This is a genomic window from Thalassospira sp. (assembly GCF_048059015.1).
Lineage (GTDB): Bacteria > Pseudomonadota > Alphaproteobacteria > Rhodospirillales > Thalassospiraceae > Thalassospira.
Genome location: NZ_JBLLNT010000016.1, coordinates 7501 through 32534, shown reverse-complemented (window position 1 = coordinate 32534; position 25034 = coordinate 7501). Strand labels below are relative to the sequence as shown.

Genomic DNA, 25034 nt, shown 5'->3' with positions numbered 1-25034 from the left:
CCGGAGGTCAATCCGACCCCCGGCATTTATCGCAAATTCACTTATGATGATCGCCTAGATCGTGTCGTATCGCAGGCAGAAGTCACGCACCGAAAGTGTTCTGAAATCTGGCAAATTTTTGCGCAGCATATCGTGATCCCAATCCCACCAGCAAATGCGCAGAAGGGCATCAACAATATCGGCCTCAAAGCGCGGGCGAAGCGGACTTGCCGGGATGCCGGTGACAATAGTGTAGGGCGCGACATCCTTGGTCACCACCGCACCCGACCCAACGACAGAGCCGATACCAACCGTAACGCCACCTTGGACAATCGCCCCGTGGCCGATCCAGACATCGTGTTCAAGCTCAACGCGCTTTTCACGACGCCAATCGAAAAAGGCCGGGTCATCGTCACCAAGCTGATAGGCGCTTGATCGATATTGGAAGTGATGCATCGATGCCCGGTCCATCGGATGTTGCCCGGGATTGATGCGGGTATGGGCTGCGATATTCACGAACTTGCCGATATCGGAATAGATGATCTCGCTGTCATTCACGACATAGGAATAATCATCCATTGTAGTTTCGCGCATGGATGTTCTGGCACCAACTTCGGTCCAGACACCCATTTCACAATCAACAACCGTGGCACTTGCATCAATGGTCGGTTCCGGCGAAAGCGCCTTCATGGCCGGTTTGGCCTGAGTGATCTGATAGCGCATGTATCAGGTCACCAGTTTGCGCAAACGCTGGGAAACCATATCAAGCAGGCTGACCGAAATGATGATGATGATCATGACGGCTGCAGTTTCAGCGTAATAGAAGCCACGGATATATTCCCAAAGAACCATACCGATCCCGCCCGCACCAACGATGCCCAGAACCGTTGCGGAACGAACGTTGGATTCAAAGCGATAGAGCGAATAAGAAATCCAAAGCGGCAGCACCTGCGGGATCACGCCAAAGATCACTTCCTGAAGCGCGTTTGCCCCGGTGGCGCGGATGCCTTCGACCGGTTCTGGATCAATTGCCTCGACCGCCTCTGAAAACAGTTTGGCCAAAACGCCTGTCGTGTGAATCCAAAGTGCAAGCACACCGGCAAACGGTCCAAGGCCAACAGCCACAACGAACAACATGGCAAAGACCATTTCGTTGATTGCGCGGAAGGAATCCATCAGGCGACGTACCGGCTGATACACCCACACCGGCACAATATTTTCCGAACTTAGAATGCCAAACGGAATGGAACAGACGATGGACAAAGCCGTTCCCCAGATCGCGATCTGGATGGTGATCCACATTTCTTCGACATACATCTTCCACATAAGGAAGTCTGGCGGGAAGAAGCCCTCGGCGAAGTCGACCATGTTGCCGCTGTTTTCAAACAGAGACATCGGGCGCATATCCGCACCTTCCCACGACATGGCCAGAAGACCAAGAATGACTGCCCAGAGCAGGAAGCTCGTCGCGGACCGTTTCAGGTCGCGCGGCGGAAGCACCGTTGCGGCAGATGATGCGGAAGAAATGCTGCTATTCATCATGTTAATCCCGGATGGTAAATGCAAACAGGGAGCGCAACGTTAGCTGCACTCCCTGTCGAAAGGCCGACTACTGGTAAGCAACCAGAATGTCGAGTTCGGCAAGTTTCTTGTCGATCTCGGCAACACGTGCTGCTTTTTCGTCAGCAGACAGTTCTTCGGTGTTCTGGATTTTCAGCTTGTCTTTGAACAGAGCGAGCTGACGGATCGGGTAAAGCTGTGCGTTGGAGCTTTCCATGAAGAGACCCATGCCATCAGAGTTGTTGGCAAGAACTTCCTTGGCGCTTTCCACGTCACCGAAGCGACCATAACCAAGGAAGAAGGCCTTGATTTCGGATTTCAGTTCACGCGACAGATCTTTACGGTAAACCATCGGGTCAGACGGGATCAGCGGCGAGGTCCAGATTACTTTGACCTTGTCGGTGATTTCCGGCTTGTTCATTTTGGTACGGCCAAGCTGCTCGGAGTTGTTGGCAGCAACATCAACCTGCTTGTTGGCTGTCGCCATCAGGTTGGTTTCGTGGTTCGCGTTGCGAACGGTCTTGAAGCACTCTTTCGGGTCAACACCGTTTTTGGCGAAGACATAGTAGGACGGAACCAGGAAGCCCGAGGTCGAATTCGGATCACCAATACCGAAGTTCAGCGAACCATCGCATTTCAGCATGTCTTCAAGGGTTTTGACCTTGTCGTTATCAGCCTGGGTGATGATGTGGGAGTAGTAACCGTTAGAACCATCGGATTTGGAGGTCTGAACGAAAACTTCGCCACCTGCGCGGTCAACAGCTTCCATCGCGGACTTGTTGCCGAACCAGCCAACATGGACCTTGCCAAAACGCATGCCTTCGATGATGCCGGCATAATCCGGTGCGAAGAATGCCTCGACATCTTTGCCAAGGGCTTCTTCCATGTCATCGATCAGCGGCTGCCACTGAGCTTTAAGGTTGGAAGTCGATTTAGTCGAGATGATGCCGAAAACGATGGTTTCCGGATCCTGTTCGAGCGGCTTGAACTCAACATCGGCTTTTGCAATGCCAGATGCCAGCAAAGTGGCAGCCAGTGCTGCAGATGCAATTGTCTTGACGATCATAGGAAGTCCCCTGTCAGATTTGAATTGGACGTGTTTCGATGAGGTAAGGCAGTCAAAACGTGATCTGGTTAGCTGGTCGCTACCGCCAGATCCTTTTTCGCAACAGGCTCGACCACAGGACGTGCTTCGTCCTCGGAACCATCTGCAAAAAGCTCGGAAGAATATTCGCCGTACAATTCGCGCAAGAATTCCGGCGTCAATTGGGTGGAAGGCCCGTCAAAAATGACAGAACCATCGCGCATAGCGATGGTCCGTTTGCAATAATCCTTGGCGTAATCAACCTGATGAAGCGACACGATCACAGTCACGTTGTCTTCACGGTTCACACGATCAAGAGTGTTCATCACCTTGCGTGAGGATGCCGGATCAAGCGATGCAATCGGCTCGTCCGCCAGAATAAGGCGTGCACCCTGGGTAATGGTGCGGGCAATTGCTGCGCGCTGCTGCTGACCACCTGAAAGGTTACGCGCCTTTTTGGTGGCATGTGCATCAATGCCAACGCGGCTTAGCGCATTCATAGCACGGGTCTTTTCCGCCTTGGTAAACAGACCAAGTGATCCGCGCCAAGCCGGTACACGACCCAAAAGGCCCATGAGGACGTTGGTCAGAACCGACAAGCGACTTACAAGATTGAATTGCTGGAAAACAACGCCGATTTCGGCGCGAACTTTACGTGCGCCACGGGCGATCTTTCCGTTTTCCTGAATGGTTTCGCCAAACACAACGATCTTGCCGCCGTCGCGGTCACCGCGCAGCAATCCGGCAATATGACGGATCAGTGTGGATTTACCTGAACCGGACGCACCAATCAGTGCGACCATTTCGCCTTCCCGTACCTGCAACTTGACGTCGTTCAGGGCACGCTTGTCACGGGTAAAGCTTTTGTTCAGTCCAGAGATATCTACAACCAGCATCAAAGAATCGCCTGCATGTGTTTCGCTGGATGAAGAAACTACGCATGAACCGCGACTTTACGGTGACACTGATGTTACAGTTCGATGATTACGGGTAGCTAATTTTCCCGACAACAATTAAACTTGTCTATACATCAAATAATAAACAAGCATTCAAAGCGCCAAGTTCAAATAAATTCCGTCACATAATCTGAACATACGCATATATCTGCGTGATGTATTTCACAAACGAAATGACGGATACGTATTTGAATACACAAAACCGCACATCAAGATTAATGAACCGGATCTACAGATCGTTTTTATTTGATCGCACGAATGGTTTCGATCACATCATCTTCAATTTCAAGACCATTGGCTTGAGCCTCAAGGCGGGCGATCTTGCCGCGACGGCCCGGAAGACGCACACCTTCCTCAGATGCAATTTCATTGGCGATGGCTGCAAGATGTTCGCCAACACCCGGACCACCGGTTGCTTTGGGATCAATAGCAATCACCATCTGACCCAATGCAGGTGGCTTGCCTTTGTCATCAAACAGTGATGAAGACTGATGACCAAACTGCGCCCCGGTCAAACCGGCTGCCAAAAGCTCAACCATCATGGCAAGGGCTGCACCCTTTACACCACCCGCCGAGACCATCGTGCCATCCAATGCCTTGACCGGATCGGTCGTCGGATTGCCATCGGGGTCGAACGCCCAATCGTCGGGAATTTCTACACCCTTCTGCTTTGCTGCCATGATCTTGCCGCGCGCAACCTTGGAAAGCGCAAGGTCGATAATAATCGGATCACCAGCGGCACCGACCGGCACGCCAAAGGCAATCGGATTGGTGCCAAACATCGGACGACGTCCACCCCATGCCGCCATCGCAGCCGGAGCATTGGCAAACATCATGGCCGCCAGACCCTGCTCTGCCAGTCGTTCAACGGTCAGGCCCATAACCCCCGCATGATGGGATTTATGGATTGAGGCAATCGCAATCCCCTGTGATCTCGCCATATCGGGCAGATGGTCCATCATCAGATCAAGTGCGGGATAGGCAAAGCCATGTTGCGCATCAATGCGCAGCACGCCGGGAACCGGCTTTTCAAAGACAGGCGTCACCATACCATCGACCTTGCCGACACGCGCCTGCGCGGAATAGGCCGGAATGCGACGAAAACCATGCCCGCCCTGCCCAGAGGCTTCTGCATTGACCAAGGCGGTTGCGACCGAGGATGCATTTTGTGCACTGACATTGCAGCGCATCAAGGTTTCGCACACCAGTGCGTGGGCATCAGACAGGGAAATCTTCATCGCAATGAGACCTTGGCAAGAAATATGTGGGATCGGGTAATTGCTTATCCGGCGGCAGGACCCAAACCATAGCGCCAATTTGCGCCCCGGCGCAAAGAGCTTTTCATATGCCGCAAAACACGCTGATCGCTTCGAGGATGCAAAGCTGTGCTAAAATCTTGCCGCAAATATGCGTCAGACTTTCCAATTAACGAGCAAATCACTCCGCACTGCACAACCAAGCGGGGATCGGTCGATCAAATTCGACCAATGAGGATGACTTTGGACAGCCACCACGAACAGGAAATCCAAATGCGCGCTGCGAAACCGATCTTGCTGCCGTCACTGACGATTGCCACAGCCCTTCTCCTTTCCGCCTGCAATACCACCAATCAAACCCAACAAACTGCGATGGTCGATGACTGGTCTTCCGTCACCGACAAGGAATGGGTTCTGACCAAGGTTACAGAAGGCAATCGCACTCTTGAGCCAATGTCACCGGTTCTGGCCAGTGCAAATTTTGCATCAGACGGCAAAATTGCCGGATCGACCGGATGTAATAGGTATTTCGGCAATTACACCCGATCTGAAAGCGGCCTGACGATGTCGCCACTTGGCGCAACGCAGATGATGTGTATGGAAGATGCGATGGAGATCGAACATGCCTTTACCAGCGCGATGGAAGATGTCGCCGACTGGAAAGTGATCGATACGACCCTGTCGCTGAGTGATAGCAGCGGCAAGGTGATTATGGAATTTGGTCCGATCGCGCGCTAGGTAGCAATCAAAACCACACAAACAAAAAGGGGCGCCATCGGGCGCCCCTTTGTCGATACTGCCAGCTACAGAACAAGCCGTCGCTACGCGATACCTTAATCCTTGTCCGTCGTCGCCTCGGCATTTGCGCCGACGGCCTTTGGTTCCGTGCGAAGCCCTTGAATGATCGAATAGCAAGCCAGCAACAGAACGATTGCAAACGGGAAGCCGGTCGAAACCGCCATTGCCTGCAACGCGCCAAGACCACCGCCCAGAAGAAGGGCAATAGCAACCAGACCTTCAAAAGTGCACCAGAAGACACGCTGGGGAACCGGTGCATCGACCTTGCCGCCTGCGGTGATCGTATCGATCACAAGCGAGCCTGAGTCAGATGACGTCACAAAGAAGACGATCACCAGAATAATACCCATGAAGGATGTAATCGAGTGCAGTGGCAACTGTTCAAGCATGGCGAACAGTTTCACCGGGAGACCGGCCTCGGCAATCGCGCTTACACCTTCTGTCACCATGTGAACTGCAGTACCGCCAAAGGTGGTCATCCACAGAACACAAACGAGGGACGGAATGATCAGGACGCAGGTGATGAATTCACGGACCGTACGGCCACGCGACACACGTGCGATGAACATGCCGACAAACGGTGACCAGGAAATCCACCACGCCCAATAGAACGACGTCCAGCCCTGGCTGAAGTTGGTGTCTTCACGACCGACCGGGTTCGACAGTGCCGGAAGATATTCGACATAGGAAACCAACGAGGTAAAGAAGCCCTTGATGATGTCCATGGTCGGACCAACGAGGATCACGAACACCAAAAGAAGTGCTGCCAGAATCATGTTGATTTCTGAAAGGCGCTTAACCCCTGCATCAAGACCGGCAAGCACCGAAATCAATGCAACACCGGTAATCGCAACGATCAGGAAGACCTTGGAACCATCTGTGACCGGAATACCAAACAGGAATTCGAGACCAGCATTGGCCTGTTCCGCCCCAAAACCAAGCGAGGTTGCCAAGCCAAACAGGGTGGCAAAGACCGCAAGAATATCAATGACGTGACCAGTCCAGCCCCAAACGCGCTCACCAAAGATCGGATAGAACACCGAACGCATGGTCAGCGGCAGGCCCTTGTTAAAGGAAAACAGCGCCAGCGCCAGTGCGACGGTCGCATAGATCGCCCACGGGTGAAGTCCCCAGTGGAAGATGGTTGCCGCCATGCCAAGATCAAAGGCCGCATCAGGATCCCCGGCCGCCGCACCAAGGGGTGCCCAGTCGGTCCGCATACCGCCTTCGCCAAGCGCGGTTCCGCCCATCGAGGACGAGAAGTGCGAGATCGGCTCAGACACGCCATAAAACATAAGACCGATGCCCATGCCGGCCGCAAACAGCATCGCAAACCATCCGCTATAGGAATAGTCAGGCGTGGCATCCGCACCACCAAGGCGCACACGGCCCAGCGGCGATACGATCAGGAACAGGCACAGCAAAACAAAGATGTTCGCAGCTGACAGGAAGAACCAGTCAAAAGTTGATGTAAGCCAACCACGCAGGTCGTTAAACATCGGCCCGACACTCTCCTGGAAGGCAAGTGTCAGGAAAACAAAGGCAACAATCGACAATCCAGAAATCAGAAAGACCGGATTATGTACATCCAGTCCAAAAGGTCCGACTTGCGTTTGGATATTGTCTTGCCCGACTTCATAATCGGTTTCGATCGGGTTCGCTGCTCCGTCCGGGCTTTCTATGCCCGTCTCAGCTTCTGACCCCATTTCAAACTCCCTAGGTTGATGAAAATACAGCTACCCCTAGCCGCAAATAAAAAAACGTCGTGCCATTAACGCACGAGGAACACGGAATGATCCGAGTGGGACGCGACATATCCGCCGTGTGATGCAAAAATATGATCTGCAACACCGGGCACATGTGATGCCATCACAATGACATCGGCCCCCAATTCATCGGCTTTACTGACAAGAATTTTGCTGAGATCCACTGCGGGATCATGCGCAATTGCTGCGGCAGCGGAAACTTTGGCACCGGTTTTACTGCCGATGCCCTTTGCGAATTCGGACATTTTCTGTTCGAATTCTTTTGGCGTGTGCGCAACCTCTGATGGGGTATTGGAACCAACACCAAGAAAGCAAATTTCCGCGCCATAATGGCCAGCTAAATCGACAGCCGTTTGAATTGCCTTCTCCAGTTTCTCAATGTGGGCCAAATCGATAGGTACGAGCATCTTCTGATACATACAGTCCTCCGTTATGTGCACCACCCGTGAAAACAGTCGTCATTTCTATAATCAGGACAGTCAGATAAGGGTAACATCGACCACTGTTTAAAGCAAAAAGCCCCCCATTCAAGACCTCGGCGGAAATAAAGAAACCGGACGGCACCACCGCGAACAGGACAGTTTGCCGCAGATTTGAGACACCTCAGGCAATCGGGTGCCGGCCGGTTCAGATGCGACCGAATTGCGAATTGGAATACTTTTTAACCCTTGGGTCGGTCCGACAGAGGGACAAATCCGCGTTTTGGATGTTCGAACATGAAAATTATAAAAAATTTTTCATGTGAACATTTATGCATATACCCACTATTGCCGAGCTCATCTGTAACCCTTACGCAGCAAGGGTTTTTGCAGATAAATCCATCGGTTATCTATTCTATTTTCCAGAGAGTTTCTGGGCGCAAAAATCTATTTTCAGGTGCGCAAGTTTGCACCTGCATCAAGACTTCGGGTTGAAGCCCACCGCCAACCCATGTCACGATGTCCGCGATCAGTGCACTGTCTGTCCCACACAACATGTGCTGCCGGGCTGAAACATCATAGGTGTCAGCAAGGCGAACGTGATGGGTGCCTACCCAATTCCGGGTACGCCCGTGGCAGTACACACACCCGAAAGGGATGATTTTTGTGGCAAAAAAGGGGGTTCACAAACTGCGCAGAAGCAGTGGCATGAAAATGACGGCAGTTCAGCGAACTGCAACATGCCTCCTGTGTCTGAACGACACCCCACTCCGCAATAAAACCAAGAAAATCAGCGGGCGGAAACTGCCACACCAATAGATAAATCAACAAGTTAAAACATATCAGAGAAGGAACAGGGATGACTGACCCTATCAAGTATTTTGCGTCTCGCGTCAGTGCACATGAAATGAACCGCCGTGAATTTATCGGCCGTTCCATGGCTGCCGGTCTGACCCTTGCTGCCGCAACCAGCCTGTATGGCACCTCGGCACTTGCACAGGAACCCAAGCGTGGTGGTCACCTCAAGCTTGGTCTGCAGGGCGGCGCTTCGACCGACGTGATTGATCCGGCCAAATCGGCTTCGCAGTTCACCTTCGCCATGAACCGTAACTGGGGTGACACGCTTGTTGAATCCCATCCGACCACCGGTCTTGCGGTTCCGGCACTTGCTGAAAGCTGGGAGCCGAATGCAGACGCATCTGTCTGGACCTTCAAAATCCGTAAGGGTGTTATGTTCCACGATGGTTCTGAACTGACCATCGATGACGTTTTCAAAACCCTGATCCGCCATACCGATGACAAATCGGAATCCGGTGCTCTTGGCATTCTGAAATCCATCAGCAACATCGAAGACAAAAACGGCGATCTGGTCATCACCCTGACCGAAGGCAACGCCGATCTGCCGCTGCTGCTGAGCGACTATCACCTCGTGATCCAGCCAGATGGTGGTTTTGAAAACCCGAATGCCGGTATCGGCACCGGTCCGTTCAAACTCGACAACTTCGAAGCCGGTGTGCGCGCGACCTTCGTAAAGAACGAAAACGACTGGCGCAGCGACCGTGGCTTTGTTGATTCCGTTGAGATGATCGTGATGAACGATGCGACTGCCCGTATGGCAGCCCTGTCATCGGGTCAGGTTCACTTCATCAACCGTGTTGATCCGAAGACCGTCGGTCTTCTCAAGCGTGCACCGAATGTTGAAATTCAGACCACCTCCGGCCGTGGTCACTATGTCTTCATCATGCATTGCAACACCGCACCGTTTGATAACAACGACCTGCGTCTGGCGCTGAAATATGCGATGGACCGTGAAACCATGGTCGAGAAGATCCTTGGTGGTTACGGTAAGGTTGGTAACGACTTCCCGATCAACGAAACCTATGCACAGTTTCCCGAAGGGATCGAGCAGCGCGCTTATGATCCGGACAAGGCAGCCTTCCACTTCAAGAAGTCGGGCCATGATGGTTCGGTTCTGCTGCGTACGTCCGACGTTGCCTTCCCGGGTGCCGTTGATGCAGCGGTTCTGTATCAGGAAACCGCGAAGAAAGCGGGCATCAACATCGAAATCAAACGTGAGCCGGGCGATGGTTACTGGTCGAACGTCTGGAACGTTCAGCCGTTCTCGACCTCTTACTGGGGTGGCCGTCCGACCCAGGATCAGATGTATTCGACCGCATATCTGTCGACCGCTGACTGTAACGACACCCGGTTCCTCAACACTGATTTCGACAAGATCCTTCTTGAAGCACGCGCCGAACTTGATCAGGCCAAGCGTAAGGAAATGTATCACGACATGGCACTGATGGTGCGTGACACCGGCGGTCTGATCCTGCCGATGTTCAACGACTTCGTGAATGCCACGACGAACAATGTTTCCGGCTTTGTTCAGGACATCGGTAACGACATGTCGAACGGCTATGTCGCATCGCGTCTGTGGATCAACAGCTAATCATGCGGGGTGTTTCGCACCCCATTGATTGTAGATTGCGGGATCACGGTTATTTTTGACCGTGGTCCCCGTCTTGTTGTTCGACCGTGTGTTTCACAATTGGTCTGACCGAAATTTCCAGATGGTTACAAGGCTTGCCTTTGTATGTGTTCCCACCCGTCTTGAATTTCCGTTCAGGCCAGTAATGGGAGTATGTGTTCATGGCCAATCCCTTGGTCGGCGTGCGAGCCGCGCGACACAGACTTAAAGAAACCCATCCGTTGTCGGTTCTGATTGCCGAACGACTGGGCTTGAGTGTGTTGTTGCTTTGGGCTGTTTCAGTCCTGATTTTCGCAGGGATCGAAGCCCTGCCGGGCGATTTCGCCCAAACCTATCTTGGTCAATCCGCTACCCCGCAGGCAGTCGCCAACATCCGGGCCGATCTTGGCCTGGATCGTCCGATTACCACGCGCTATTTCGAGTGGCTGGGTGGTGTTGTTCAGGGTGATTTCGGCAATAGCTGGGCCAGTGGTGCACCGGTGACCGAACAGATCACCAAGCGTCTGGGCAATTCGCTGTTTCTGGCATTTTTTGCTGCAGCAATTTCTGTCCCGCTGGCTGTTGGTCTTGGCATGGTTGCTGTTCATTATCGCAACCGCGTGCCTGACCGGGTTATCAATATCCTGTCGCTTGCGGCGATCTCGCTGCCGGAATTCTTTATCGGCTACATCCTGATCGTATTCTTTGCTGTGCAACTGGGCGTCGCGACCTTCCCCTCGACGGTCTATGACAGCATGAGTTTCTCGGAACGCATGGCCGCAATTGCCTTGCCCACCGCGACTTTGGTGATGGTGGTCCTGGCCCATATGATGCGCATGACGCGCGCTGCAATCATCAGCGTGATGTCATCGGCCTATATGGAAACCGCCGAGCTTAAAGGTCTTGGTGCCTTCAAGTCGATTGTCAAACATGCCGCACCAAATGCCATTGCCCCGATCGTCAACGTGGTTGCACTTAACCTTGCCTATCTTGTGGTCGGCGTGGTTGTGGTCGAGGTGGTCTTTGTCTATCCGGGCATGGGTCAATACATGGTTGATGCGGTAACGGTGCGCGATATGCCCGTGGTTCAGGCCTGCGGTCTGATCTTTGCTGCGGTCTATATCCTGCTCAACATGGTGGCTGATATCGTCGCCATTGTCGCCAATCCGAGACTGAGGCATCCGCGATGAGATTACGTGAAATCCCGCTGACCGCCTGGATCGGAATTCTGGGCATCCTGTTTGCGTTTGTCTGTGCCGTTTTCGCGCCGCTTCTGGCTCCTTATGGGGAGACCGAAATCGTTGCAGGCGTCTGGGAACCGGCAAACGAACTTTATCTTCTGGGCACCGATAATCTTGGCCGCGATTTGTTGTCGCGTCTGATTTACGGTTCGCAGACCACGCTGTTTGTGTCGCTTGCGGCATCCATTCTGTCATTCTCGATCGGTATTTTCCTGAGCTTCACGGCAGCCGTTTCCGGCGGCCCTATTGATCAGGGATTGTCGCGCCTGAATGATTTGATGATGTCGATCCCGACCCTGATTTTTGCGCTGGTCGTTCTGGCGGTTCTGCCGCAAAACATCATCATCCTGATCACGGTGATGGCGATCCTTGATTTAACGCGCGTCTATCGACTGGGCCGTGCTGTTGCGCTTGATGTTGCCGTGATGGAATTTGTCGAAGCCGCCAAACTGCGCGGCGAAGGCAAGATGTGGATCATCTTCCGTGAAATCCTGCCCAATACGCTTTCGCCTCTTTTGGCGGAATTCGGGCTTCGTTTTGCATTCTCGATCCTGTTCCTGTCCACCTTGTCGTTCCTGGGTCTTGGCATTCAGCCGCCGGCAGCAGACTGGGGCGGCATGGTCAAAGACAACAAGGACGGCATCATCTTTGGCATTCAGGCTGCCCTTATTCCGGGTGGCGCGATTGCAGCTTTGGCTGTCTGCGTGAACATGGTTGTCGACTGGTTGCTGAAACGCACTTCCAGCCTGAAAGGAGGCCGCGGCGATGTCTGATCTTTTATCGGTACGCGATCTGCGCATTGGCGCGACCATCTTTCCACCGGGCGAAGCACCGATGGATATCGAGATTGTCCATGGAGTTTCCTTTGATCTGCAAAAGGGCAAGGTTCTTGGCCTGATCGGGGAATCTGGTGCGGGCAAATCCACCATTGGTCTGGCGGCACTTGCCTATGGCCGTGGGGGTGTGCGCATCACCGGCGGTCAGGTAATGCTTGATGGCAAGGATATCCTTGAGCTTAACAAGAACGGTATCCGCCAAATTCGCGGCGCGCGCGTTTGCTATGTTGCGCAATCTGCTGCAGCATCCTTTAACCCGGCGCACAAGCTGGGCGATCAGGTGATTGAGGCCACTGTCGAACACGGCCTGATGACCCGTCAGGAGGCCCGCGCGCGCGCTGATTACCTGTTTGAAATTCTGGGTCTTCCCGATCCAAAGAATTTCGGCAATCGCTTCCCGCATCAGGTATCGGGTGGTCAGCTTCAACGTGCGATGACGGCCATGGCGCTTTGTTCCAATCCGGAACTGATCGTCTTTGATGAACCGACCACCGCCCTTGATGTGACGACCCAGATTGATGTTCTGGCCGCGATCAAGAACGCGATTGAGAAAACCGGAACCGCAGCCCTTTACATCACCCATGACCTGGCCGTTGTCGCCCAAGTTTCCGATGACATCATGGTGCTGCGCAATGGTGATACGGTCGAATATGGTCCGGTCGAACAGATCATTGAAAACCCGCGTCAGGAATATACCAAGGCACTGGTCAATGTCCGTCAGGCCAAACAGGCCGAAGCCCGCGATCAGTCTGATACGCTGCTGAAGGTCGAAAATATCTCAGCAGCGTATGGCAATGGTGTGCAGGTTCTTCATGACGTGTCGCTGCATGTGCCGCGCGGTCAAACATTGGCCGTTGTCGGGGAATCAGGTTCTGGCAAATCGACTTTGGCACGTGTGATCACGGGTCTTTTGCCGCCGTTTGAAGGCAAGGTCACCTTTGCCGGTGAAGAGCTTTCCAACGCACAAAAGGACCGGTCACGTGATCATCTGCGTCGTATTCAGCTGATCTATCAAATGGCTGATACGGCAATGAACCCGCGCCAGACGGTGGGGCAGATCATTGGTCGTCCATTGCAGTTCTATTTCGGCATGCGCGGTGCGGAACGCAAAAAGAAGGTGATCGAACTTCTCGACGAGATCGAGATGGGTGCAGCCTTCTTTGATCGTTATCCGGCCGAACTTTCCGGTGGTCAGAAGCAGCGTGTTGCAATTGCAAGGTCACTTGCGGCACAGCCGGAACTGATCCTGTGTGATGAGCCGACCTCGGCCCTTGACCCGCTGGTCGCAGAGGGCATTCTTGATCTTCTTTTGCGTCTGCAGAAGGAACGTCAGGTATCCTATCTGTTCATCACCCATGACATCGCAATTGTGCGCGCCATTGCGGACTCGGTTGCGGTCATGCTGCAGGGCAAGCTGGTTGATTTCGGCCCACGTTCCGAAGTCCTGAACCCACCATTTGACGATTACACCGATCTTCTTTTGAAGTCGGTTCCGGAAATGGAACTGGGTTGGCTGGAAAAGGTTCTCGCGACCCGGAAAATGGAAAGTGCCGGTCACTGACAAACCGAACCAAACATGCAAAAAAGGCGGTCCAATCATTGGGCCGCCTTTTCACCTAAGCCACCCATAATAGTGCACACCACATCAGACCAAAGGACGCCCCACCATGTCCGACCGCGACTTCACGGTTATCGAAAATACCTTCATCACCATTGCCGATGGCACCCGCCTTGCCGCACGCATGTGGATGCCCGATGGGGCTGAGGCCGATCCGGTTCCAGCCGTCTTTGAATTCCTGCCCTATCGCAAGGGCGATGGCACCTGCGTTCGTGACGAGGCAACATACCCCGAATTTGCCAAGGCCGGCATCGCCGGTGTCCGCATCGACATTCGCGGATCGGGTGAGTTTGATGGCGTGATTGACGGGGAATATACCGAACTTGAACTTGCCAATGCGTGTGAGTTGATTGCATGGATTGCCGATCAGCCATGGTGCAACGGATCGGTTGGCATGATGGGTATTTCCTGGGGCGGGTTTAACTGCCTTCAGGTCGCGGCCCTTAACCCACCGGCGCTTAAGGCGGTCATATCAATTGCATCCACCGTGGATCGTTATAACGACGACATCCATTACAAGAACGGCTGCCAGCTTGCAGCGCAGCTTTCATGGGCGGCAACCATGCTGGCCTATCAGTCGCGCACCCCCGATCCGGCATTGGTCGGCGATGACTGGCGCGCGATGTGGCTGCATCGCCTGAACGAAGAGCCGTTCTTCCTCGAAGAATGGCTATCGCATCAGACCCGTGATGACTTTTGGAAGCATGCCTCGATCTGCGAAGATTTCGATGCGGTCAAAATCCCGTCCATGGTTCTGGCCGGATGGGGCGATGGGTATCGCAATACCCCAATGCGCGCGATTGAAGGCATGCCTGATCGCGCCAAGGCCCTGATTGGCCCATGGGTGCATAAATACCCGCACTTCGCCTGGCCAAAGCCGCGCGCGGACTTCACAGGCGAAGCCATCAAATGGTGGAACAAGTGGTTGCGCGGTGATGACAATGGCATTGATGAGCTGCCACAAATGCGCGCCTATATCCTTGAAGGCGTTAAGCCCGCTCCGCGTCGTGACTTCGATCCGGGCTTCTGGATTGCCAAGGACAGCTGGTCGGAACCGGAAACCCAAAGCCTTTATGTTGCAGATGGACGTCTTGGTTTTGCGGCAGCAGACGCGGCCGCACCAGCCGCAGATATCTATCTGAAATCACCACTCGATACCGGGACATCATCAGGCGAATATTTCACCCTGAAACCAGATGCGGAAATGGCGATTGACCAGCGTGCCGATGACGCCGGATCACTGGTGTTTGAAACCGCCCCGCTAGAGGCCGAGATTGATCTTCTCGGGCGACCGGTCCTGACGGTCGATCTGGAATGCGATGCAGATTGGTCAAACCTGTGTGCACGTCTTGTTGATGTCCATCCCGACGGAACTGCGACCCGCGTATCTTTCGGGGTATTGAACCTTGCCCATCGGGATCTGGATGCCAATTACGCCGATCCAAAACCGATGCCGCGCGGCAAGAAGGTGACGATCACGCTGGTTCTGGATGCCTGTGGCTATCGCTTCAAGGCCGGACATAAACTTCGGCTGGCACTTTCCACATCCTATTGGCCAATGATCCTGCCGCCGCCCTTTGATGTGGGTCTTACCATTGCGCCGTCATCGATCCGGTTTGATCTGCCGTTGCTGGGCGATCATGAAAGGATCGAGGTCAAGGAACCGGACAATCCCGATCCGCTGCCCAAATATATCGAGCATAAACCAAGCCGGACCGAACGCAGCGTTCAGCGCAATCTGACGCAAAATGAAACCCGCTATCGCATCTATGAAGATACCGGTTTGTTTGAACATCCGGATTCCCGCCTTTCGACCCGTGAAGTGCGCAGCGAAACCTGGTCGATCAATCCGCTTGATCCGACATCGATGCGCGGTGAAGCCGCATGGACCTGTGATCTGACCCGTGATGGCTGGTTTGTGCGTACCGATTGCCATGCAGAGCTCAGCTGCGATCGCGACAATTGGTATGTCTCGGCCTGGGTCATCGGCTACGAGGACAATCAACAGGTGTTCGAGAAGAAGTGGGAAAAAACCATCCCGCGGAACTTTATGTAAGACACAAAAGAAAAGGGCCGGTTATCCGGCCCTTTTTGATATCGGTGTCTATGGCTTGCCTAAACCTTGGCAACCATCGCCGAAATCGCATCACACAGATGGGTAAAGCCCGCCTTGGCGCCGTCGCTTGAATGACGTGCACGCAGCCATCCATGGATCATTTGCGGCTCTTCACGGTACTGCACCGAAATGCCCGCACGTGCCAAACGCGCGGTAAACTCGCGACCATCATCACGCAGCGGATCAAAATAGGCCGACGTGATGTAGGTCTGGGGAAGCCCGCGCAGATCATCGACTGACAGCGCATGGGCATAGGGATCATCCATCGGCGCCTTTAGTACATCACGGTAATAAATTACGTCATCGGTGCTAAGTCCCGGCGCATTGGCCATCTGCCCATAGCTTGGCCAATTAAGATCCCCGCCAAGGGCTGGATAGACCAATGCCTGCCCGATAATCCGATCGCCAAAGCCCTCTTCGCGTGCACGCACAGCCAAGCCCGCTGCCAACATGCCACCGGCACTATCACCGACCAAAACAAGCTTCTTGCCCGAAGCCAAAAGGCTCTGGACGACCTTATGGCAATCTTCATGCTGGGCGGGCCAGACATGTTCGGGCGCCAGACGGTAATCAATCGAAATCAGCTCAGCACTCGCCGCACCGGAAATCTCTGCACAGATGGAATCGTGGCTATCGCGTGAGCCCACAACGAACCCGCCGCCATGAATATAGACGATCTTGTGGGAGGTGCTGACATTGGCCGGGCGGTAATGACGCACAGGCACATCGGCAATGACGTCATCTTCGACCTGCATGCCATCGGGATGCGGGAAGGCAAATTCCGCGCAAAGGGCATCATACCAGACGCGCTGTTGCTCAATCCCGGCGGCAACCGCATCGGGGGGATAGAACGCATCGCATTTGGTGATGAAGGATCGAATGCCGTCTTCTTCTGGCATCGGATCATACGCAATGTCGGTTGAAACCGGATCTGAGTTCTTCATCAACGATGCCTCTTTGGAAAACGTGCAACAGCCTAACGCGACTACCCCCGCAGTGAAAGACTGCAGGGGTAATTATGGCATAAATTATGGTCGTGCTTGTGAAAAGCAATACAACCAAATCAGCCGATCGCACGTCCCAGCTGTTCAGGCTTTGGCAAACCGCTGTGAAGCTTGGCAATTTCGCCAAGGTTGGTCGCCACCATTGATCCCGGCTCGGACGTCCGTCGTGTTTTCAGATCAACATGTAAAAGCAGGGTTTCAATCGTTGCCGCAATCGCGCCATCGGCCTTGGTCAGTCGATGGAACAGATGAAGCTTTTTGCCCTCACCCCGGATGACCTGCGTGGTCACGGTGATCCGATCCCCGACCTTGATTTCCTCAAGGTAACAAACATGGTTCTCGACCGTGAAATAGCTGCTGCCTGCGGCAATGTAGTCGGCATCAGCACCGATCATTTCCATGAAGCGGTCACTTGCCTGCGCGCTTACCTCGACATAATGGGCTTCGTTCATATGCCCGTTATAGTCCGTCCAGCTTTGCGGGATTTGGCGGTCCACCGTGACCGGAAGATCATCAAGATTTGATGCCGTTGGCAATGATGCTTCATGTGTATTGATGGTTCCACCGGCCCCACTGCCCGATTTTTTCAGCGCGCGCATCATGCCGACGAGATTGTCGTCACGAAGGCGTTCCAGCGCACGGATCGACATGTGACCGGACTGATCATCAGATTGCTGCGCAATACGTGCGGTCAGTTCCGGGGTCAGTTCGGGCACATCCATCAGTTTCGTCCATGGCCATTTCAGGGCCGGGCCGAACTGGCCAATGAAATGCTCCATCCCGGCTTCACCGCCAGCAATGCGATAGGTTTCAAAAAGCCCCATCTGTGCCCAACGCAGGCCAAAGCCAAACCGGATGGCGTCATCAATTTCCTCGGTCGTGGCGACCTCGTCATGCACCAGCCAAAGCCCTTCGCGCCAGACGGCCTCCAAAAGGCGATCAGCGATGTGCGCATCAATCTCCTTGCGGACAACAAGCGGCTTTAGCCCCACAGAACGCAACGTTTCACACCCAGCTTCAACCACCGAGGCGTCCGTCGCACTGGATGGCACGACTTCAATCAGCGGCAGCAAATAAACCGGGTTAAATGGATGGGCGACCATGATCTGGCCGGGATTGGATGAACCTTCTTGAAGCTCGCTTGGCTTAAATCCCGATGTCGATGATCCGATCAGGCAATCCGTTGGGGCGTGCTCCTGAATTTGCGCAAGGATCTTGTGTTTCAGGGCAAGCTGTTCGGGAACGCTTTCCTGAATCCATGCTGCATCTGAAACCGCACTTTTCATGTCCTGATGGAACGTCAGTTTGCCCTCTGCTGGCAAAGCACGGTCATAAAGTGCCGGAAGGCTCCTGCGCGCATTTTCGATCACTTCACCAATTTTGCGCTCCGCCTGTGGGTCCGGATCAAATACCGCAACATCCCATCCATTCAAAAGGAAACGCGCGGCCCAGCCACCACCGATTACACCGCCGCCAATGATCGCAGCCTTTTTGTTCTCCACGTTGCTCATCCGCGTGGCTCCCGCTTGGTCAGCCCAAGCTTCTTGCGCACCGCATTCGGGCCGATAACGGTGGCGCCCATGCCTTCAATAATCCCGACGGCACGTTCAACCAGCTGCGCATTGGTGGCAAGAACGCCTTTGGCGAGATAGATATTGTCTTCAAGGCCGACACGGACATTCCCGCCCGCAAGAACGGCTGCGGCAACATAGGGCATCTGATCACGTCCTATGGAAAAAGCCGACCAATCCCAATCAGCGGGCACGTTATTAACCATCGCCATGAATGTGTTGAGATCATTGGGCGCACCCCACGGGATACCCATGCAAAGCTGCACCAGTGCCGGACTTTTAAGGATACCTTCAGACACCAGTTGCTTGGCAAACCACAGATGCCCGGTATCAAATGCCTCGATCTCGGGCTTAACGCCAAGATCGGTCATCATCTGACCCATGGCGCGCAACATGCCGGGCGTATTGGTCATGACATAGTCAGCTTCGGCAAAGTTCATCGTACCGCAATCAAGCGTACAGATTTCCGGCAGGCAATCGGCAATATGCGCCATGCGCTCAGTCGCGCCGATCATATCGGTTGCGCCCTCATTGACCGGCAGGGGGGCCTCGGTCGAGCCAAAAACAATGTCCCCACCCATCCCGGCTGTCAGGTTCAGGACCACATCAACATCAGAAGCACGAACCCGTTCGGTCAGTTCCCGGTAATAACCAAGATCACGCGACGGTGCGCCGGTTTTCGGATCGCGCACATGACAATGCACCACTGCCGCCCCGGCCTTGGCCGCATCAATCGCACTGTTGGCGATTTCTTCGGGCGAGCGCGGAACATGCGGGGATTTATCCTGTGTGCCACCCGATCCGGTGACGGCAGCGGTAATGAAAACCTCTTTATTCATTGTCAGGGGCATGATGACCTCGTGCTAAAACAACTGATGAAATGCTGGCAAAAGCGTAGCGAATATCACGCTTATTGATTTTGCAATTTCCGCCCTTTACTTTGCATTTTATGCCAAACGCACATCCAACCAGACCCAACCGTTTTGTCTTTGTCCTGTTTGATGGATTTTCAAACATGGTGCTGGCCAGCGCGCTCGAACCGCTTCGCGCAGCCAAGGGGCAACCAAACGGGCCTGACATCACCTGGGCGATCTGCACCATCACTGGCGAACCTGCGACAAGTTCCAGCGGTTTGGTCATCACCCCCGAAACATCACTGGGTGACGTCAAACCATCTGGCGGGATTGATTATCTGGTGGTGATTTCGGGATATGGCATGCGCGATCAGATCAATGCCAAAACACGCGCAAGGCTTGGCTATGCTGCGCAACATGCGCGTCATGTTGTTGGCCTTGATACGGCTGCCTGGATCCTTGCCAGCTGTAATATGCTTAATGACAAATCCGCCACCATTCATTGGCAGGAACTTGATCAGTTCGCCGAACACTTCCCGGATGTGAAGGTGTCGCGTGATCGTTTTGTTCAGGATGGTAAAATGATCACATCTGGCGGGGCCTCAACCGTTATGGAATTGATGCTCCATATCATCACCGATCAATTCGGCCCGGCGGTTGCCTTTGATGTTAGCAACATGTTCGTCTATGACGCAGAAAACCAGTATCGCCTGACACGCGGGGCAGATCGCATTGATGGACCGGGGACCGAGTTTTTGCGCCGCGCACTCAACCTGATGCTAGCCCATATTGAAGAACCGATTGCCCTTAAATCCATCGCCAAACAGGTGGGATGCTCCATGCGCAGTCTTGATCGTGTCTTTCACGACAATCTGCAAATGGCACCGGGGAAATATTATCAGATGCTGCGCCTTGGCCGGGCGCGTGATTTGGCCGGTGCAACGGATTTGCCACTTTCGGAAATTGCCTTTCAAACCGGATTTAAAAGTGCCGCAACACTCAGCCGTGCTTTTTCACAAAGCTTTGGCATGACGCTCCGCAGCATCCGCTCCAAACGGGGCTTTGCACTGGTCACGTCACCCCAGCCTGACCTTACAAACTGATCGATTTAACGCTGTCTTTTAAAAGCTGCGCACTTTTGGCCAGCCCCTCTGCCTCTTGGGCGTCAATATCAGGCATCAAATCCGCCTCAATCCCGTTCGCCCCGATTACACGCGGGATCGAAAGTGCAACATCGCTTACACCGGCAACCTCGGGCGTAACGCACGATACCGTCAGAACATCATGCTGGTCCGCAGCAATCGCCTTAACAATTCGCGCCAACCCGGCACCAATCCCGTAATAGGTAGCCCCTTTGCCCTTGATGATCTTGTAGGCCGCATTGCGCACCCCATCATCAATGGTTGCCCGCACATTTTGGGTAATCGGGGATCCGACCTGCGCAGCAATTTCGGCCAGCGAAAGCGATCCCACCTTGGCATTCGACCAGGCCAGAACTTCGCTATCGCCATGTTCACCCAGAACATAGGCATGCACCGATTGCGGTGAAATACCCAAATGACGCCCCAAAAGGCTTCGGAACCGCGCAGTATCAAGGATGGTTCCAGACCCGATCACGCGATTGGCCGGAAGCCCTGAAATACGTTGGGTAATCTGCGTCATGATATCGACCGGATTGGACGCAATCAGCAAAATGGCATCCGGTGCGACCTTTAACACCTTGCCCACCACATCCTTGAAGACAGCAGCATTGCGTTCAAGAAGCGCCAGTCTGGTTTCGCCGGGCTTCTGACTAACACCCGCGGCAAGGATCACGACCGATGCACCCAAAAGCCCGTCATAATCGGCGGCCTCGACGATGGTTGAGGACATGAACGGTACCGCATGAGCAATGTCTTCAGCCTGCGCGACCGCAAGATCATGGTTCTGATCCACCAGAACAACCGAACTGGCAAGTCCCATCACGGCCAATGCATAGCCAGCCGAACTTCCAACCATGCCAGCCCCGACAATCCCGACCTTCATGACGATACCTTTGATTTTACATTTACAATCAAACAGATAATGCCACTGCCGACCCATATCGTCAAAAAAGAAGGGCGGAGTTTCCCCCGCCCTTTTCTGGAAGATTTCAAGAAGTTGCCCTAACACCCCATGGTGCAAAGACCACCTGCATCAAACTCCATCGTCTTGCCACTAAGCGGCACATGGGCCGGAACATTGACTGCTGCAATAAACGCCTCGGTCCGCGTACCTTCACGAACCTGACCGCCATCGGTCGCCCATTCATTGGCATGTGACGGAATAACAGAAGCTGGCTGGATCAGATCATTGATCACATAGGCCGCCTCGCTTGGCCCCGTGGTGTAAGTATCACCGATATTCATCACCACAAGCTTTGCACCATAATGACCGCGTACGACCTTGTCCTGCTCGGCCGTGATGCCGGTATCCCCCGACAGATAAACCGCAAGCCCGTTCGAGAAGGTCAGAACATAACCCGTCGGTGGCCCGGCATAGGCCGTTACACCAGATGTTTTAAGCATCTCGCCCAACGGTCCGCCAAGGAAATCACCAGACACCCCGTTGCTATGAACTGCAGGGACTGTCGTGATGCTCACCCCGCCAACCATGCGTGATGCACCGAAACGGACCAGCACCGATTTTTTCGGATCACCGCCGATACTTTCAAGCTTCCCGCCCAGAATCGGTGGCATTTCACTGCCCGTCACGATCAGGGCATCTTTTGCCTTGGCGATTTGTACTGTGTTGGAAACGGATCGCACATCTACCGGGAAGGACGGCTTGCCACACTCGCTGGCATTCACTGCTTCGATATGGCGATCACCAAGGTGATCTCCATGCATGTGACTTAATAAAACCACATCAATATTGCCAAGCCGTGCGTCATCGGGCCCGGCGACTGTCCGGCCGGTATCGTACAAAATACGCGTACCGTCCGGGTCTTCAAAAATCATCGCCCGATCAAGCGGGCAAAATTCACCATCAACCGCACCAAGTGGCGTAACCTTGACTGTATTTGCCTGTGCTGAAGTCCCAAATGCCAGCCCGGCAGACATCAATATGCCCGCAAGACCAAACAACTTCCCTGTCGCCTTCATGATCTGTCCTCCATTGATTTTTCATCTCGAGTTCCGATCCGCTGAATTTGATACGCACGAAAAGCACTTTGGATTGCATCTATGTCCTGACGAGATCGATCCTATCACATCCCGTCACCCAACCCTGAATTGTTAAATCACTGGTGTTTAAAATCCCGGCTGGCTTGCCACATGTTAGGTATTCAAGTGCATAGCCATGTGTGACCCGATAATCAAAACGCACAAAGCGGGTCCCCGTCATGGCCGGGAAAGAGGGAAGTGGAAAATGAATATTCAGGATCTCAGCATCCGTAAGAAACTGATGCTGGTGGTCAGCATTCTGCTGGTTGCCACCGTTGCCATCACTGGCACCGTCAGTTTCATTCAAACCAAGGGCATGGTCACTAGTAGGCTCGAACAAAACGAACTTCCCGCAACCGTTACCGCCATGCGGCAAGGGCTTGAAAATCAGCTCAACACCTATGTCACGGCCAGCCGTTCGGTCGCTAGAAACCCGATCATTCTTGACTGGTTTGCCAATGGCGAAGACCCGTCATGGCTGCCAACATGGAAAAAATATGCGCAATCAATTGTCGACTGGACCGGTGCCATGTCGATCACGTTCGCCTCGAACGCCACACGCACCTATTACGATGTAAACGGCCCGAATGAAAAGGCCGCAGCTGGCATGCAATTCTGGTTCGACCCGTTCCTTGAGCGCGGTAATGAGTTCGAACTCAATATCGACCATGACGAAGCGCTTGATGCCTGGAGCGTGTTTGTCAATTACCGCATCGAACATGACGGCAAGCTTGCTTCAACCGGTGTTGGCGTGAATGCCAGCGCTCTGGCCCAACAGGTATCCCAACTTGGTGCCAAGTCCGGCGGGCAAGCCTATCTGGTTGGCAAGGATGGCCTGATCCGCATCCACAAGGATTCCAAACTGGTCGATCAGGTCAATATGCGTGAATTGCCGGGCATGGAGGGTGCCACCAATCAACTCCTGCAAAACACACCCAATACCCCGGTTAATATCACAAGCTATGAAAGCCCGAATGGCGAGATGATCATCGGTTCTTCCTGGATGCCGATCATTCAATGCTTCCTTGTCGTCGAAGCGCCGGCCGAGGCCATCTTGGGCCCGATCAACGCATCTTTCCTGCAAACGGGCATCGTTTCACTGATCATTGTGGCCATCGCCATTGTCGTGGTCGCGTTGGTCGCCACGCGCATCTCCGGCCCGATCCGTGGCATTACAGAAGTCATTAACGAACTTGCTGCTGGCAACACCAACATCGCCATTCCAACCCGTGACGGCAATGACGAAGTCGGCAAGATCGTGCGCGCGGTTTCTGTCTTCCGCGAAGGATTGTTACGGCAAAAGCAACTCGAAGAAGATCAACGCCAAACCGAAATCCGCAATCGCGAAGAACAGCGCCGTTTGCTCCATAAAATGGCCGATAACTTCGAAACTTCGGTTGGCGGGGTGGTCGGCGAAGTCGGCGCGTCATCGCATGAGCTCAACGACATGGCGAAATCCATGTCCAAAACCGCCGAAGACACACGAACCAAGGCAACCGCTGTTGCCGCCGCGTCCGAAGAAGCCTCCACCAACGTGCAAACGGTGGCATCCGCAACCGAGGAGCTGACATCTTCAAGCTCCGAGATTTCCCATCAGGTCTCGGAATCCGCCAAAGTCGCCGCAGAAGCCGTGACACAGGCACAAGGATCAGAACGCAGCATTCAGGAACTCGTTACTGCTGTCGGACATATCGGCGAGGTCGTTAAAATGATAACGGATATCGCCGAACAGACCAACCTGCTTGCCCTTAACGCCACGATCGAGGCCGCGCGTGCCGGCGATGCGGGCAAAGGCTTTGCCGTGGTCGCAAACGAGGTCAAAAACCTCGCAAGTCAAACCGCCAAGGCGACCGAGGAAATCGAAAGCCAAATCAAGGCCGTTCAGGCCACCACGGGCGAAGCAGAAATCTCGATCCGCAATGTCAGTGAAACCATCACCCGCATCGACCAGATCGCAGCATCGGTTGCCGCTGCCGTCGAACAACAAACCGCTGCCACCCGCGAAATTGCACGCAACATCGATCAGGCTGCGGCGGCTGCACAGCAAGTCACAACAAACATTGTCGGGGTAAATAACGCATCCGAAGAAGTTGGCACCATTTCAGGAAGCGTCCTGGATGCCGCCCGAAAACTCGAAACCACGTCATCAAGCCTGCAAAGCGAAGTCGCAAGGTTCCTGGAGCAGGTCAGGCGTTAAACAAGCCCGTTAAGGCACCATAAATCAGGGGACAGGTTGGTTGCGCTATTTCCGGGATCATTGGCAGGGCAAGCACGCGCTTTTTCATGCGCTGCTTGTCAACCTGCTCCTGCTGCGCGCTATCATCCTG

General features: G+C 53.9%; 21 protein-coding genes (1 of these 21 running past the window's edge). 9 read left to right on the top strand and 12 right to left on the bottom strand.

All coding sequences use genetic code 11. The features are described from left to right. Positions 1-54: 54 nt before the first annotated feature. The 5 genes from ACMZ66_RS18795 to ACMZ66_RS18775 form a co-directional block, all read right to left on the bottom strand. Positions 55-702 (bottom strand): chloramphenicol acetyltransferase, encoded by a 648-nt coding sequence (locus ACMZ66_RS18795; protein ID WP_416939553.1) that lies wholly within the window; start codon positions 700-702, stop codon positions 55-57. Positions 703-705: 3 nt separating this feature from the next. Further along, positions 706-1521: a phosphonate ABC transporter, permease protein PhnE gene (gene phnE / locus ACMZ66_RS18790; RefSeq protein ID WP_416939552.1), complete on the bottom strand. Its 816-nt coding sequence runs from the start codon at positions 1519-1521 to the stop codon at positions 706-708. Between the two features lie 67 nt (positions 1522-1588). Beyond that, a complete protein-coding gene (phnD, locus tag ACMZ66_RS18785) occupies positions 1589-2605 on the bottom strand; it encodes a phosphonate ABC transporter substrate-binding protein (RefSeq protein WP_416939551.1) in 1017 nt (338 codons plus the stop codon). 68 nt (positions 2606-2673) lie between these two features. Next, entirely contained in the window at positions 2674-3519 is an 846-nt protein-coding gene (phnC, locus tag ACMZ66_RS18780; RefSeq protein ID WP_416939549.1) for a phosphonate ABC transporter ATP-binding protein, read from the bottom strand. Between the two features lie 302 nt (positions 3520-3821). Then, positions 3822-4817, bottom strand: a complete 996-nt coding sequence (locus tag ACMZ66_RS18775; protein ID WP_416939547.1) for an Ldh family oxidoreductase — start codon at positions 4815-4817, stop codon at positions 3822-3824. A gap of 291 nt (positions 4818-5108) precedes the next feature. Between ACMZ66_RS18775 and ACMZ66_RS18770 the strand changes: the two genes are divergently transcribed. Next, positions 5109-5573 carry an META domain-containing protein gene (locus tag ACMZ66_RS18770; protein WP_416939546.1) on the top strand — a complete coding sequence of 155 codons (465 nt, stop codon included), beginning with the start codon at positions 5109-5111 and terminating at the stop codon, positions 5571-5573. Positions 5574-5668: 95 nt separating this feature from the next. Here the strand turns inward: ACMZ66_RS18770 and ACMZ66_RS18765 are convergent, their stop codons facing one another. Continuing rightward, complete coding sequence (locus ACMZ66_RS18765; RefSeq protein ID WP_416939545.1) at positions 5669-7339, bottom strand: BCCT family transporter; 1671 nt, start codon at positions 7337-7339, stop codon at positions 5669-5671. 65 nt (positions 7340-7404) lie between these two features. After that, positions 7405-7818, bottom strand: a complete 414-nt coding sequence (locus tag ACMZ66_RS18760; RefSeq protein ID WP_416939543.1) for a universal stress protein — start codon at positions 7816-7818, stop codon at positions 7405-7407. An 859-nt stretch (positions 7819-8677) separates the two neighbouring features. Between ACMZ66_RS18760 and ACMZ66_RS18755 the strand changes: the two genes are divergently transcribed. The 5 genes from ACMZ66_RS18755 (at position 8678) to ACMZ66_RS18735 (ending at position 16036) form a co-directional block, all read left to right on the top strand. Then, a complete protein-coding gene (locus tag ACMZ66_RS18755) occupies positions 8678-10267 on the top strand; it encodes an ABC transporter substrate-binding protein (RefSeq protein WP_416939541.1) in 1590 nt (529 codons plus the stop codon). 200 nt (positions 10268-10467) lie between these two features. Beyond that, positions 10468-11475 carry an ABC transporter permease gene (locus ACMZ66_RS18750; RefSeq protein ID WP_416939539.1) on the top strand — a complete coding sequence of 336 codons (1008 nt, stop codon included), beginning with the start codon at positions 10468-10470 and terminating at the stop codon, positions 11473-11475. Next, positions 11472-12299, top strand: a complete 828-nt coding sequence (locus tag ACMZ66_RS18745; protein WP_416939538.1) for an ABC transporter permease — start codon at positions 11472-11474, stop codon at positions 12297-12299. Before ACMZ66_RS18750 ends, ACMZ66_RS18745 begins: the two co-directional genes overlap by 4 nt. After that, a complete protein-coding gene (locus ACMZ66_RS18740) occupies positions 12292-13923 on the top strand; it encodes an ABC transporter ATP-binding protein (RefSeq protein WP_416939536.1) in 1632 nt (543 codons plus the stop codon). Before ACMZ66_RS18745 ends, ACMZ66_RS18740 begins: the two co-directional genes overlap by 8 nt. A 106-nt stretch (positions 13924-14029) precedes the next feature. After that, entirely contained in the window at positions 14030-16036 is a 2007-nt protein-coding gene (locus ACMZ66_RS18735; protein ID WP_416939534.1) for a CocE/NonD family hydrolase, read from the top strand. A gap of 59 nt (positions 16037-16095) precedes the next feature. Here the strand turns inward: ACMZ66_RS18735 and ACMZ66_RS18730 are convergent, their stop codons facing one another. The 3 genes from ACMZ66_RS18730 to ACMZ66_RS18720 form a co-directional block, all read right to left on the bottom strand. Continuing rightward, positions 16096-17040 (bottom strand): alpha/beta hydrolase, encoded by a 945-nt coding sequence (locus ACMZ66_RS18730; RefSeq protein WP_416939533.1) that lies wholly within the window; start codon positions 17038-17040, stop codon positions 16096-16098. Between the two features lie 119 nt (positions 17041-17159). After that, a complete protein-coding gene (locus ACMZ66_RS18725) occupies positions 17160-18611 on the bottom strand; it encodes a carnitine 3-dehydrogenase (RefSeq protein ID WP_416939531.1) in 1452 nt (483 codons plus the stop codon). After that, positions 18608-19522, bottom strand: a complete 915-nt coding sequence (locus tag ACMZ66_RS18720) for a 3-keto-5-aminohexanoate cleavage protein (RefSeq protein ID WP_416939529.1) — start codon at positions 19520-19522, stop codon at positions 18608-18610. Before ACMZ66_RS18720 ends, ACMZ66_RS18725 begins: the two co-directional genes overlap by 4 nt. A 98-nt stretch (positions 19523-19620) precedes the next feature. Here ACMZ66_RS18720 and ACMZ66_RS18715 point away from each other — a divergent pair, with 98 nt between their 5' ends. Next, positions 19621-20628, top strand: coding sequence for a GlxA family transcriptional regulator (locus ACMZ66_RS18715; RefSeq protein WP_416939527.1), 1008 nt, complete (start codon positions 19621-19623; stop codon positions 20626-20628). Here the strand turns inward: ACMZ66_RS18715 and ACMZ66_RS18710 are convergent. Together ACMZ66_RS18710 and ACMZ66_RS18705 are read right to left on the bottom strand one after the other, a co-directional pair. Further along, positions 20618-21550 (bottom strand): L-lactate dehydrogenase, encoded by a 933-nt coding sequence (locus ACMZ66_RS18710; RefSeq protein WP_416939525.1) that lies wholly within the window; start codon positions 21548-21550, stop codon positions 20618-20620. The genes ACMZ66_RS18715 and ACMZ66_RS18710 overlap by 11 nt on opposite strands. A 119-nt stretch (positions 21551-21669) precedes the next feature. After that, a complete protein-coding gene (locus tag ACMZ66_RS18705) occupies positions 21670-22647 on the bottom strand; it encodes an MBL fold metallo-hydrolase (RefSeq protein ID WP_416939524.1) in 978 nt (325 codons plus the stop codon). A gap of 265 nt (positions 22648-22912) precedes the next feature. Between ACMZ66_RS18705 and ACMZ66_RS18700 the strand changes: the two genes are divergently transcribed. Together ACMZ66_RS18700 and ACMZ66_RS18695 are read left to right on the top strand one after the other, a co-directional pair. Beyond that, complete coding sequence (locus tag ACMZ66_RS18700) at positions 22913-24904, top strand: methyl-accepting chemotaxis protein (RefSeq protein WP_416939522.1); 1992 nt, start codon at positions 22913-22915, stop codon at positions 24902-24904. Between the two features lie 40 nt (positions 24905-24944). After that, positions 24945-25034 carry the start of a hypothetical protein gene (locus tag ACMZ66_RS18695; protein WP_416939520.1) on the top strand. The gene runs 792 nt beyond the window's last position, so the window shows 90 of its 882 coding nt (coding positions 1-90); the start codon lies at positions 24945-24947; its stop codon lies off the right edge, out of view.

Excerpts from the sequence above, each read along its gene's own strand:
- ACMZ66_RS18795 (WP_416939553.1), bottom strand. The coding sequence starts at position 702 with ATGCGCTATCAGATCACTCAGGCCAAACCGGCCATGAAGGCGCTTTCG.
- phnE (WP_416939552.1), bottom strand. The coding sequence starts at position 1,521 with ATGATGAATAGCAGCATTTCTTCCGCATCATCTGCCGCAACGGTGCTT.
- phnD (WP_416939551.1), bottom strand. The coding sequence starts at position 2,605 with ATGATCGTCAAGACAATTGCATCTGCAGCACTGGCTGCCACTTTGCTG.
- phnC (WP_416939549.1), bottom strand. The coding sequence starts at position 3,519 with ATGCTGGTTGTAGATATCTCTGGACTGAACAAAAGCTTTACCCGTGAC.
- ACMZ66_RS18775 (WP_416939547.1), bottom strand. The coding sequence starts at position 4,817 with ATGAAGATTTCCCTGTCTGATGCCCACGCACTGGTGTGCGAAACCTTG.
- ACMZ66_RS18770 (WP_416939546.1), top strand. The coding sequence starts at position 5,109 with ATGCGCGCTGCGAAACCGATCTTGCTGCCGTCACTGACGATTGCCACA.
- ACMZ66_RS18765 (WP_416939545.1), bottom strand. The coding sequence starts at position 7,339 with ATGGGGTCAGAAGCTGAGACGGGCATAGAAAGCCCGGACGGAGCAGCG.
- ACMZ66_RS18760 (WP_416939543.1), bottom strand. The coding sequence starts at position 7,818 with ATGTATCAGAAGATGCTCGTACCTATCGATTTGGCCCACATTGAGAAA.
- ACMZ66_RS18755 (WP_416939541.1), top strand. The coding sequence starts at position 8,678 with ATGACTGACCCTATCAAGTATTTTGCGTCTCGCGTCAGTGCACATGAA.
- ACMZ66_RS18750 (WP_416939539.1), top strand. The coding sequence starts at position 10,468 with ATGGCCAATCCCTTGGTCGGCGTGCGAGCCGCGCGACACAGACTTAAA.
- ACMZ66_RS18745 (WP_416939538.1), top strand. The coding sequence starts at position 11,472 with ATGAGATTACGTGAAATCCCGCTGACCGCCTGGATCGGAATTCTGGGC.
- ACMZ66_RS18740 (WP_416939536.1), top strand. The coding sequence starts at position 12,292 with ATGTCTGATCTTTTATCGGTACGCGATCTGCGCATTGGCGCGACCATC.
- ACMZ66_RS18735 (WP_416939534.1), top strand. The coding sequence starts at position 14,030 with ATGTCCGACCGCGACTTCACGGTTATCGAAAATACCTTCATCACCATT.
- ACMZ66_RS18730 (WP_416939533.1), bottom strand. The coding sequence starts at position 17,040 with ATGAAGAACTCAGATCCGGTTTCAACCGACATTGCGTATGATCCGATG.
- ACMZ66_RS18725 (WP_416939531.1), bottom strand. The coding sequence starts at position 18,611 with ATGAGCAACGTGGAGAACAAAAAGGCTGCGATCATTGGCGGCGGTGTA.
- ACMZ66_RS18720 (WP_416939529.1), bottom strand. The coding sequence starts at position 19,522 with ATGCCCCTGACAATGAATAAAGAGGTTTTCATTACCGCTGCCGTCACC.
- ACMZ66_RS18715 (WP_416939527.1), top strand. The coding sequence starts at position 19,621 with ATGCCAAACGCACATCCAACCAGACCCAACCGTTTTGTCTTTGTCCTG.
- ACMZ66_RS18710 (WP_416939525.1), bottom strand. The coding sequence starts at position 21,550 with ATGAAGGTCGGGATTGTCGGGGCTGGCATGGTTGGAAGTTCGGCTGGC.
- ACMZ66_RS18705 (WP_416939524.1), bottom strand. The coding sequence starts at position 22,647 with ATGAAGGCGACAGGGAAGTTGTTTGGTCTTGCGGGCATATTGATGTCT.
- ACMZ66_RS18700 (WP_416939522.1), top strand. The coding sequence starts at position 22,913 with ATGAATATTCAGGATCTCAGCATCCGTAAGAAACTGATGCTGGTGGTC.